This window comes from Stenotrophomonas sp. GD04054 (assembly GCF_029836955.1).
GTDB lineage: Bacteria > Pseudomonadota > Gammaproteobacteria > Xanthomonadales > Xanthomonadaceae > Stenotrophomonas > Stenotrophomonas maltophilia_A.
In genome coordinates this window covers 1-10,553 of the sequence record NZ_JAOECR010000087.1, presented here as the reverse complement: position 1 = coordinate 10,553, position 10,553 = coordinate 1, and the positions used below count along the sequence as shown (strand labels likewise).

The 10,553-nt window shown below is 65.7% G+C and carries 10 protein-coding genes; 6 read left to right on the top strand and 4 right to left on the bottom strand.

The features are described 5' to 3' along the window. Positions 1 to 57: 57 nt before the first annotated feature. Positions 58 to 888, bottom strand: coding sequence for an ATP-binding cassette domain-containing protein (locus N7573_RS21900; protein ID WP_134951575.1), 831 nt, complete (start codon positions 886 to 888; stop codon positions 58 to 60). 90 nt (positions 889 to 978) lie between these two features. Continuing rightward, positions 979 to 1,857, bottom strand: a complete 879-nt coding sequence (locus N7573_RS21895) for a DUF5677 domain-containing protein (protein WP_134951574.1) — start codon at positions 1,855 to 1,857, stop codon at positions 979 to 981. Positions 1,858 to 2,073: 216 nt separating this feature from the next. Here N7573_RS21895 and N7573_RS21890 point away from each other — a divergent pair, with 216 nt between their 5' ends. The 4 genes from N7573_RS21890 (at position 2,074) to N7573_RS21875 (ending at position 6,147) form a co-directional block, all read left to right on the top strand. Further along, positions 2,074 to 3,276 carry a fatty acid desaturase gene (locus N7573_RS21890; protein ID WP_279913545.1) on the top strand — a complete coding sequence of 401 codons (1,203 nt, stop codon included), beginning with the start codon at positions 2,074 to 2,076 and terminating at the stop codon, positions 3,274 to 3,276. Continuing rightward, the gene (locus N7573_RS21885; protein WP_279913544.1) at positions 3,273 to 3,605 is read left to right on the top strand and encodes an EF-hand domain-containing protein; all 333 of its coding nucleotides are present in this window, start codon (positions 3,273 to 3,275) and stop codon (positions 3,603 to 3,605) included. Before N7573_RS21890 ends, N7573_RS21885 begins: the two co-directional genes overlap by 4 nt. A 19-nt stretch (positions 3,606 to 3,624) precedes the next feature. After that, positions 3,625 to 4,437 (top strand): bifunctional DNA-formamidopyrimidine glycosylase/DNA-(apurinic or apyrimidinic site) lyase, encoded by an 813-nt coding sequence (gene mutM / locus N7573_RS21880; protein WP_279913543.1) that lies wholly within the window; start codon positions 3,625 to 3,627, stop codon positions 4,435 to 4,437. Positions 4,438 to 4,542: 105 nt separating this feature from the next. Beyond that, complete coding sequence (locus N7573_RS21875; protein ID WP_012509627.1) at positions 4,543 to 6,147, top strand: glucan biosynthesis protein D; 1,605 nt, start codon at positions 4,543 to 4,545, stop codon at positions 6,145 to 6,147. 42 nt (positions 6,148 to 6,189) lie between these two features. Here the strand turns inward: N7573_RS21875 and N7573_RS21870 are convergent, their stop codons facing one another. Continuing rightward, on the bottom strand, positions 6,190 to 6,894 hold the full coding sequence (locus tag N7573_RS21870) for a sel1 repeat family protein (RefSeq protein ID WP_032128680.1): 705 nt from the start codon (positions 6,892 to 6,894) through the stop codon (positions 6,190 to 6,192). 95 nt (positions 6,895 to 6,989) lie between these two features. Then, positions 6,990 to 7,610: a thymidine kinase gene (locus N7573_RS21865; protein ID WP_008264720.1), complete on the bottom strand. Its 621-nt coding sequence runs from the start codon at positions 7,608 to 7,610 to the stop codon at positions 6,990 to 6,992. 101 nt (positions 7,611 to 7,711) lie between these two features. Here N7573_RS21865 and N7573_RS21860 point away from each other — a divergent pair, with 101 nt between their 5' ends. Both N7573_RS21860 and N7573_RS21855 read left to right on the top strand, forming a co-directional pair. Beyond that, entirely contained in the window at positions 7,712 to 9,688 is a 1,977-nt protein-coding gene (locus N7573_RS21860; protein ID WP_032128682.1) for a UvrD-helicase domain-containing protein, read from the top strand. A gap of 341 nt (positions 9,689 to 10,029) precedes the next feature. Continuing rightward, the coding region (locus N7573_RS21855) for a GNAT family N-acetyltransferase (protein WP_049422378.1) at positions 10,030 to 10,553 on the top strand (524 nt) is incomplete at its 3' end.

Here is a 10,553-nt window from a genome sequence, read left to right as displayed (position 1 = left end):
AACGGCAGTCGAGCATGGCTCGACTCTACAGACGGTTACGGAGAGCGATGCATCTGTCTATCCCGCGTACGCGGTCAGTCGGCCTTCCTGCTCGACCACCGTGATCGCGCCGCCGAACACCGCCGACAGCGGTTCATTGCGCAGCAGTTCGGCACGGGTGCCATCGGCCAGTACGCGGCCGTCGCGCAGCAGCACCACCCGCTCGATCTCGGGAATGATCTCTTCGATGTGGTGGGTCACCAGCACCAGAGTGATGCCCTGCTGCGCCAGTACCCGCATGGTCGCCACCAGCTGCTCGCGGGCGACCAGATCCAAGCCGGTGGAGGGCTCATCCAGCAGCAGTGCCTGCGGCCGGTTGACCAGCGCGCGGGCGATCAGCACGCGGCGGGTCTCGCCGGCCGACAGCTCGGCGTAGGCGCGCTCACGCAGCGACAGCGCGCCGGTCATCGCCAGTGTCTCGCCGACGCGTGCACGCATGTCGGCGGTCACCTCGCGGAAGGCCGGCACCACGTAGCTGGCGAAGAAGCCGGACAGCACCGCCTGTTCCACGGTCAGCCCGGGCATGTCGGCCAGATTGCTGCTGAGGTCGCCGGTGACGATGCCCAGCTGCGAGCGCAGCCGGTCCACCTGCCAGCGGTTCTGGCCCAGCACCTTCACCGCCACCGTGCCGTCGCCCTGGGCCAGCGGGTACAGCTCGCGGGTGATCAGCTTGATGAAGGTGGACTTGCCGCAGCCGTTGGGGCCGAGCAGGGCGGTGTGCTGGCCCTGCGCGATGCGCAGGCTGAGCCCGTGCAGCACCTTCACCTGGCCGCGCACCACGGTGGCGCGGTCCAGTTCGATCAACGCTGTCGAAGGCACCGGGGTAGTGGGGATAGATACGACATTCATGAGGAGTCGGCGAGACTTGGTCGGCAGTTACACAACTTTCTACATGATCGTGGTGCCCAACGCGCGCACCATCTCGCATACAAAGCTCTGCTAGCTGTCTTCGGGAGGGGAGCGGAGCTGGTTCCAATGACCTGCATGATCCGATTCATGCTTGCTGACTATCTCTTGCACCATCTCCAACGCCGTTTGCGCTTGTTCTTGGGATGCAGGGTCTTTCAGTTCAAATGAAAGATGGAGGAACGCATTAGCAAAGAGCTGTAGGCCCTGCGCTCCCAGATAAATCGAGAATGATCCGCGCTCGAAGTCGCTGGCGATCCTGCGTTCCCTCCGAAGTATGTCTGGTCCGCACTCAATCATCACAGCGCTGAAGAAGTCTTCGGAAAGCGAATGGATTGAATCGGATGCTGATGCAAAAAGTTCGTAGTAGTGCAGTTCCAAACCGAGTGATGAAAAGCGATCGCGCGCGTTTGGCCAGGGCCTTAAACTCGCCGAACTGAGAGTTTCAGTGCTTGTTTTGAGGCGTTCAATATGCTCAAGCTTCATTCGAGCCGCATTTTGTGCAGATGAGTTGTTTGCACGTTCCGCCGCTCTATGCCATTGCGTCGCTCTCCGACGAGCATCCTCAAGATGGAAAGCGAGCAATGACTTTGCGCGTGACGCATCATTGTCGTGGAGAACGAACATAAGGTTCACTGTTTGCTCGAAGACCACGCGACAAAGTGCCTCAGCAGCCGAGTAACGTCGCGCCGCGATAGCCTCAAATGCGGTAGTCAGGCCTTCTACGATGGCTCGCAACGAGGTTTGCGCATGAACTGTCTTAATCGTGTAGCGAGGTATCGATGCACGATCTTCCATTCTGCCTATAGAACGCTCCAGTCTCGCCAGACAGGACTGCAATTGTGGAAGATCTGCCAAATGTTGACGGCACTCATTCGTAAGCTGATCTAGGGCTTCACATACGTCGACCATGAAGGTGCTTCTTGCTATTAATTAATAGTGGAGCCCAGTGCTTACTGGTGCGATATGAGGGAAAATAAGGATGCTGATTGGAGCATTCTTGCCCGTTCACCACCGAACGATTCGAAATTAGCATGAATTCGCTTGATATTGCGTCGAAATTGCTTCGGCTCTCTATGCTTGGCGTCATGATAGGTGGCACGTATCCTTCACTCCCGGAGAGCAGTCATGCCTGATGCCCTGATGTCCCTGTTGACCGGTGGTGTGCTCGGCCTGGGCTGGTGGGCCATGCTGGCGGTGTTGCTGGTCTTCACCCAGGTCACCATCTTTTCGGTGACCCTGTACCTGCACCGCAGCCAGGCCCATCGCGGGGTCGATTTCCACCCGGCGCTGGCCCACGTGTTCCGCTTCTGGCTGTGGCTGACCACCTCGATGATCACCCGCGAGTGGGTGGCCATCCACCGCAAGCACCACGCCAAGGTGGAGACCGAGGACGACCCGCACAGTCCGGTTACCCGCGGCATCGGCAAGGTGTTCTGGCATGGCGTGGAGCTGTACCGCGAAGCGCGCGGCATGCGCGCGGACATCGAGCAGTACGGGCGTGGCACCCCGGATGATGCGATCGAGCGCCACCTGTATACCCCGCACGCCACGCTCGGCCCGGTGCTGCTGTTCGCGATCAATACCGTGTTGTTCGGTTTACCCGGCGTGGCCCTGTGGGCGATCCAGATGGCGTGGATCCCGTTCTGGGCGGCCGGCGTGGTCAACGGCCTGGGCCACTGGTGGGGCTACCGCAACTACGAGTCGGCCGATACCTCCACCAACCTCACGCCGTGGGGCGTCTGGATTGGTGGCGAGGAGCTGCACAACAATCACCACGCCTTCCCCAGCTCGGCGCGATTCGCGATGCGGCGCTGGGAGTTGGACATCGGCTGGAGTGCGATCCGCCTGCTGCAGGCGTTGCGCCTGGCCAGGGTGCTGCGGGTGGCGCCGGCCATGGACGTGCGCCCGAACATCGCCGTGCCCGACGCCGAGACCCTGAAGGCGCTGCTGTCGCACCGCTTCCAGGCGATGACCGATTACCAGCGCAATGTGTTCATGCCGGCCCTGCGCGAGGAAGCCGTGCAGGCCGGGGCCAAGCTGCGTCGCCTGCTGCCGCGCCGGCTGCGCCGTGGCCTGGTCAACGATGGCCGCTGGCTGAAGCCGGACAGTCGTGCCCAGCTCAGCGAATGGGTGGCGCAGCGCCCGCGCATCCGCACCCTGGTCGAGTACCGCGCGCGGCTGGCGGCGTTGCTCGAGGCCCGCGGCCACGATGCCGCCGAGCGCCTGCATCAGTTGCAGGCGTGGTGCCGTGAGGCCGAGGAAAGCGGGATCGCCGCGCTGCAGGCCTATGCCGCACGGTTGAAGGGCTACAGCCTGGTGGGCGCGTGAGGGCAGGGTGCGGGCTTCTGCTGGCGGTGCTGTTGCCGGGCGTGGCGCTGGCCCAGGTCACCGACACCACCAGCTACCTGCAGCGGATGGACAGCGATGGCGACGGCCGGGTCAGCGAGTCCGAGTACGTGCAGTGGATGCTGTATGCCTTCGATCGCATGGACCGCAATGGCGATGGCGTGCTGAGCGCAGACGAGCTGCCCGGCGGCAAGGGCAGGGCGATCAGCCGCGAGCAGCAGCGGCAGGTGATCGTGCAGCGTTTCCACAAGCAGGATGCCAACGGTGATGGCGTCCTGGATGCCCGTGAACTGGCGGCACCGCCACGCTGAGCGGGCGTAGAATCGGTTCATGCCTGAACTGCCCGAAGTCGAAACCACCCGCCGCGGCCTGGCGCCGCACCTGCAGGGTCGCCGCGTGCATGGCGTGATCCTGCGTCGCGCCGACCTGCGCTGGCCGATTCCGCCGGAAGTGGCCGAGCTGCTGCCGGGGCAGCACATCGAGGAGATCCGCCGGCGCGCCAAGTACCTGCTGCTGGATACCGCCATCGGCAGCGCGGTGCTGCACCTGGGCATGTCCGGCAGCCTGCGCGTGCTGCCCGGTGATACGCCGGTGCGCGCCCACGACCACGTCGACATCAGCCTGGACAACGGCCGCCTGCTGCGCTTCAACGACCCGCGCCGCTTCGGCAGCCTGCTCTGGCAGCCCGCCGGTGAGATCCATCCGCTGCTGCAGGGGCTGGGCCCGGAGCCGCTGGACGACGCGTTCGACGGCGACTACCTGTTCGCCCGCAGCCGTGGCCGCAGCGCGCCGGTGAAGACCTTCCTGATGGACCAGGCGGTGGTGGTGGGCGTGGGCAACATCTACGCCGCCGAGAGCCTGTTCAAGGCCGGTATCAGCCCGCTGCGCGAGGCCGGCAAGATCTCGCGCGGGCGCTACCAGCGGCTGGCCGACGCGGTGAAGGAAATCCTCGGCTACGCCATCACCCGTGGCGGCACCACCCTGCGCGATTTCATCAGCCCTGACGGCGCACCGGGCTACTTCGAACAGGAACTGCTGGTGTACGGCCGCGACGGGCTGCCCTGCCCGAACTGTGGCCGCACATTGAAGCACGCCACCATCGGCCAGCGCGCCAGCGTCTGGTGCAGCCACTGCCAGCGCTGAGCCGGGCGGCCAGCGGCAGCTGAACGGGCAGGGCACGTCTCCGCTGCCCGTTAACGTTTGTCTGCCTATGATGGCCGACCTTCCCTCAGTGCCTGACGCGCCTGCATGCAACGACGCGACTTCATCCGCAATGCCTCCCTCGCCCTGGCTGCATTCGGCCTGCCGTCCCTGCCCGCGTGCGCGGCCAGCAAGAGCGGCCAGATGGGCCTGCGCCGCCTCGGCCAGCCACAGCCGTTCGACTTCGCCACCCTGAAGGGCCAGGCGCGCGCGCTGGCACAGGCACCCTACAAGAGCCACAAGCGGGTGCTGCCGGGCCGCCTGGAAGGCCTGGACTGGGACCAGTACCAGTCGATCGGCTACCGCCAGGACCATGCGCTGTGGGCTGACCAGCCGGGCAAGTTCCAGGCCAAGTTCTTCCACCTGGGCCTGTACTTCCACTCGCCGGTGCGCATGTTCGACGTGGTCGACGGCAAGGCGCAGGAGCTGGCCTATGACGGCGCGGCGTTCAACTACGGCAAGAGCGGCATCAAGGACGGCGAGCTGCCGGCCGATCTGGGCTTCGCCGGCTTCCGCCTGAACACCCGCAAGGACACCGACCGCGACTTCGCGGCCTTCCTCGGCGCCAGCTACTTCCGCGCGGTCGGCAAGGAAGGCCAGTACGGCCAGTCCGCGCGCGGCCTGGCGATCGACACCGGCATGGGCAAGCCGGAGGAATTCCCGGACTTCATCGCCTACTACCTGGAGCAGCCGTCGGCCGATTCGGAGACGATCGTGGTCTACGGCCTGCTGGATTCGCCCAGCGTGGCCGGTGCGTACCGCTTCGCCATCACCAACGGCGACGTGCTGCTGATGGATATCGACAGCGCGCTGTACCCGCGCAAGGCGATCGAGCGGCTGGGCATCGCCCCGTGCACCAGCATGTACCAGGTGGGCGAGAACGACCGCCGCATGGCATGGGACTGGCGCCCGGAGATCCACGACACCGACGGCCTTTCGCTGTGGACCGGTGCCGGCGAATGGATCTGGCGACCGCTGCTGAATCCGCGCAACCTGCGCTTCAACATGTTCGTCGACCGCAACCCGCGTGGTTTCGGCCTGCTGCAGCGCGACCGCAACTTCGACCACTACCAGGACGACGGCGTGTTCTACGAGAAGCGCCCCTGCCTGTGGGTGGAGCCGAAGGGCGAATGGGGCGAGGGCTCGGTGCAGCTGGTGGAGATTCCCACCGTGGACGAGACCTTCGACAACATCGTGGCGTTCTGGAACCCGAAGGAAAAGCCGCAGCCGGGCCAGGAGCTGCTGGTCGGCTATCGCCTGTACTGGGGCGCCGAACCGCCGGCACGGCCGCCGCTGGCGCACTGCGTGGCCAGCCGCACCGGCCTGGGTGGCGTGGTCGGCAAGAAGCGCGAGTATTTCAGCTGGCGCTTCGCTGTGGACTTCGAAGGCGGCGAACTGGCCAGGCTGATCGACAAGGGCGAGGTCGAGGCCGTGGTGGAAGCCAGCCGTGGCCGGGTCGAGATCGTGTCGGCGCGCCCGCTGCGCGAGATCAACGGCTACCGCGCGATGTTCGATCTGGTGCCGCCGGAAGGCAGCACCGAGCAGATCGACATCCGTCTGTTCCTGCGCAGTGGCGGCAAGACCCTCACCGAGACCTGGCTGTACCAGTACACCCCGCCGCCGGCAGGTGCGCCGGAGCGCACGCTGTACTGAATGGATGCGGCCCGGTGCCGGCTACATGCCGGCACCGTTGTTTCAAGGCTTGCTGTCGGTGGCGTGCGACTGGGTCGGCACACCCACTTCCACCGTGCCCCGGCGGATCTTCATCCAGGTTTCGTCCTGCCAGCGTTCGTACTGCTTCGGGTCCCAGTACTTCGGGTCGTAGAGGCGATCGGCCTTGATGGTGCGGGAGATTCCGCCGTCCATGTACACGATGTCGACGTTGTTGGACATCGAGCCGACGCGGCTGCCGGTCATCTCGCGGCGCCCCTTTCTGAGCACTTCGGCCATGCGTGGGCGCGCGACTTCGTCACCATACTCGGCGCGCAGCGCGCTTGCCTGCGCGCGCGCCGCATCATGCTGCTCCAGCGGCAGCGTGGCCCAGTACTCGTTGCGCAGCTCGACGAACAACGGATAGCCACGTTCGGCCGCCACCTCCATCCAGGCATAGGCCATGACCGGATTGCGCGGCTGCTCTACCCCGTACCAGTACATCTCGCCGAGGTAGCCCTGGGCAGGCTTGTCCGCATACCGCGCGGCCAGCCGGAAGTTGTCCATCGCGCCGTTGACATCGTTGCGACGCAGCGCGTTGACGCCCCATTGCCGGTACATCATGTCCGGGTGGCTGTCCATGAAACCGGCGCCGATCACCGCCGCATCGTCTTCACCTGACGGGCGCTCGGCCGCGGTGGCCAGCAGGGGCAGCAACAGCAGCGGCAGCAGCAGGAGGGCAGAGCGCATGTCGGACGTCCAGTTCGGCAGCAGGGGAGCCGCAGCCTAGGCGCGACAGCGCGTGCTTGTAAACCGCTGGAGGTCATGGCGCACCGGCGCGCCTGCTACAGCGGCAGCGGCGCCTGCGCCGGATCGATCCGCCCTTCGCCGCGGGTGATCTTCTTGAACTCGGCGCGGCTGACCGAAACGTAGCGGTCGTTGCCGCCGATCTCTACCTGCGGGCCGTCCTGCACCGCGTGGCCATGCTCGTCCACACGCACCGTCATCGTCGCCTTCTTGCCGCTGTGGCAGATGGTCTTGATCTCCTGCATCTCATCGGCCCAGGCCAGCAGGTACTGGCTGCCTTCGAACAGCTCGCCGCGGAAGTCGGTGCGCAGGCCGTAGCACAGCACCGGAATGCGCAGCTGGTCGACCACTTCGCTGAGCTGCCAGACCTGGGCGCGGGTCAGGAACTGCGCCTCGTCCACCAGCACGCAGCCCATCGGGCCGTTGGCTGCCAGATCCTGCTCGACCCAGCGCTGCAGGTCGGTATCGCGGTCGAAGGCCATGCCGTCCGCACGCAGGCCGATCCGCGAGGCGACCACGCCGGCGCCGGCACGATCGTCCAGGCGCGGGGTCAGGATCGCCACCCGCATGCCGCGCTCGCGGTAGTTGTGGGCGCTCTGCAGCAGGGTGGTGGTCTTGCCGGCGTTCATCGCCGAATAGTAGAAGTAGAGCTTGGCCATCGACGGATTGTACGCCGCAGCCCCGCTTCGCCGAAGCCGTTCAGCAACCCCACCGGCGGCCCGCTGTGGTCGTCACCAGGCCCCGCTACAATCCCCATCCCATGCACGGTCTCAATCCCCCCCAAGCCGCCGCCGTCCTGCACATCGAAGGTCCATTGCTGGTGCTCGCCGGCGCGGGCAGCGGCAAGACGCGTGTGATCGTGGAAAAGATCGCCCACCTGATCGGCTGCGGCCGCTATCCGGCGCGCCGCATCGCGGCGATCACCTTCACCAACAAGTCGGCCAAGGAAATGCGCGAGCGCGTGGCCAAGCGCCTGCGCGAGCAGGACGCCGACGAGGTGACCATCTGCACCTTCCATGCGCTGGGCCTGAAGTTCCTGCAGATCGAACATGCCGCCGTTGGCCTGAAGCGCGGCTTCTCGATCTTCGATGCAGACGATGCCGCTGCGCAGATCAAGGACCTGATGTACGGGGCCAAGCCTGATGACATCGAGGACATGAAGAACCTGGTGTCGCGCGCGAAGAACGCCGGCCTGTCGCCCGAGCAGGCGATGGCCGCCGCGCGCAGCAATCGCGAGAAGGAAGCGGCCAGCGTCTACGAGCGCTACCAGCTGCGCCTGACGGCGTTCAATGCGGTCGACTTCGATGACCTGATCCGTCTCCCGGTGCAGATCCTGGAAGAAAATCCGGAGATCGCGCTGGCCTGGCGCGAGCGCATCGGCTACCTGCTGGTGGACGAATGCCAGGACACCAACGACGCGCAGTACCGGCTGCTCAAGCAGCTAGCCGGTGACAAGGGCAACTTCACCTGCGTGGGTGACGATGACCAGTCGATCTATGCCTGGCGCGGCGCCAATCCGGAAAACCTGCAGCAGATGGGGCGCGACTATCCCAAGCTGGAGATCATCAAGCTGGAGCAGAACTACCGCTGCTCCAACCGCGTGCTGCGCGCGGCCAATGCGCTGATCGCCAACAACCCGCACGAGCACCTGAAGAAGCTGTGGAGTGACCAGGCCGACGGCGAACGCATCCGCGTGTGGGAGTGCCGCAACAGCGAACATGAGGCGGAAAAGGTTGCCGCCGAGATCGCCTTCGTGGCGCAGTCGCGCAATGTGCCGTGGAGTGATTTCTGCATCCTGTTCCGCGGCAACTTCCAGTCGCGCCCGCTGGAAAAGGCGATGCAGCTGCTGCGCATTCCCTACCACCTGACTGGCGGCACCATGTTCCTGGAACGCCAGGAAGTGAAGGACACGCTGGCCTGGCTGCGCCTGCTGGTGAACCCGGACGACGACACCGCGTTCATGCGTGCGGTGCAGTCACCCAAGCGCGACGTCGGTGCCGGCACGCTGGCCAAGCTGGCCGAGCTGGCGCAGGAGAAGGACATGCCGATGGCGCAGGCTGCCGAGGCGATCGGTGCCCTGCAGCAACTGCCCCCGCGCGCGGCCAACAGCCTGGCGCGCTTCACCGACATCCTGCGTGACCTGCGTGCACAGACCCGGCAGGTCACTTCCGGCGACATGATCCGCAAGGTCGCCAAGGAATCCGGCCTGCTCAGCGAACTGCGCCAGCAGGCCAAGGAAGAGGCGAGTTACCAGCGCCGTGCCAACAACATCGAGGAACTGGCGCAGTGGTTCGAGGGGGGCCCGCGCGGTGCCACTGCCGCCGACCTGGCCGGCCAGCTGGCGCTGCTGTCGCGCAGCGACAAGGACGAGGGCGGCAACCAGGTGCGCATGATGACCATGCACGCCTCCAAGGGCCTGGAATTCCCGTACGTGTTCATCGTCGGCTGCGAGGATGGCGTGCTGCCGCACCAGGTCAGCCTGGACGAGGGCAACCTGCAGGAAGAGCGGCGCCTGCTGTACGTGGGCATCACCCGCGCCAAGATCCAGCTGTGGATGAGTTACAGCAAGCTGACCCGCAAGTTCGGTGAGCACGTGCGGCTGAAGCCGAGCCGGTTCTTCGAGGAGATTCCGGCCGAGGAGATCCAGCGTGATGGCGCCGATCCGGTGGCGGATGCGGTGCGCAAGAAGGAACGGGCGAGTGCGGGGTTGGCGGCGATCGAGGCGCTGTTCGATTGACCGGCGAACGGCGCAGCCGCTCATGGCTGGCGTCGTTCGCAGCGCATTCGTGGTGGGCCGGGCGGGTGGGCTGGGCGGGACACGCCGTAAACCCGTCCATGGGGGCTCGGCCGCGGCTTGCTCGTGTGCGCTGTCCTGCGCACACGGCAAGACCGGGGTTGGGCGTCCTGCCCAACCCGCCCGAGGCATGCCTCGGGCCCATGCCGCGGACGGTCCCGCCCAGCCCACCCGCCCGGCCTCTGACAGGTTCCGTGCGCGCCAGCCACGGAAAAGAAAAAAGAAAATCAAAAGCAACAGCCGGGGGTTGAGGCAGAATCGGGGTTTCGGCTGGAGGTCTGCGCGTGCATCCAATTGAAAGTGAACGCCTGCGCCTGCGTGCGATTGAACCTGATCGCGATGCGGCGCCGATGCTGGCGCTGTTGAATGATCCGGGCTTCGTGCGCTTCATTGGTGACCGCAATGTGCGCAGTGAAGAACAGGCGCGTGAGTACATCGCGCTGCGGGTGCTGCACAGCTATGCGTTGAATGGGTTCGGCATGTATGCCATCGAGCGGTTGTCCGATGGAGCGTGGCTGGGCAATGCCGGGCTGGTGCGCCGCGATGGCCTGCCGGGGCCGGACATCGGCTACGCGGTGCTGTCTGAATTCGCCGGGCAGGGTTATGCCGGTGAGGCGGCGCGGGCGGTGTTCGCGCATGCGCGCGCTGAGCTGGGCCTGCAGGATCTGTACGGCATCACCGATCTGGACAACGTGGTGTCCGGGAAGATCCTGCTGGGCCTGGGCATGCAGGAGCGCGGGGTGATCCAGTTGCCGGGCATCGAAACGCCCAGCCGGCTGTACGCCACCTTGGGTGCGGCTGACGTCGG

Bases quoted from the DNA above. Each gene is read 5' to 3' on its own strand.
- N7573_RS21870 (WP_032128680.1), bottom strand. From the start codon at position 6,894: ATGCGCTCTGCCCTCCTGCTGCTGCCGCTGCTGTTGCTGCCCCTGCTG.
- mutM (WP_279913543.1), top strand. From the start codon at position 3,625: ATGCCTGAACTGCCCGAAGTCGAAACCACCCGCCGCGGCCTGGCGCCG.
- N7573_RS21900 (WP_134951575.1), bottom strand. From the start codon at position 888: ATGAATGTCGTATCTATCCCCACTACCCCGGTGCCTTCGACAGCGTTG.
- N7573_RS21860 (WP_032128682.1), top strand. From the start codon at position 7,712: ATGCACGGTCTCAATCCCCCCCAAGCCGCCGCCGTCCTGCACATCGAA.
- N7573_RS21890 (WP_279913545.1), top strand. From the start codon at position 2,074: ATGCCTGATGCCCTGATGTCCCTGTTGACCGGTGGTGTGCTCGGCCTG.
- N7573_RS21865 (WP_008264720.1), bottom strand. From the start codon at position 7,610: ATGGCCAAGCTCTACTTCTACTATTCGGCGATGAACGCCGGCAAGACC.
- N7573_RS21895 (WP_134951574.1), bottom strand. From the start codon at position 1,857: ATGGTCGACGTATGTGAAGCCCTAGATCAGCTTACGAATGAGTGCCGT.
- N7573_RS21875 (WP_012509627.1), top strand. From the start codon at position 4,543: ATGCAACGACGCGACTTCATCCGCAATGCCTCCCTCGCCCTGGCTGCA.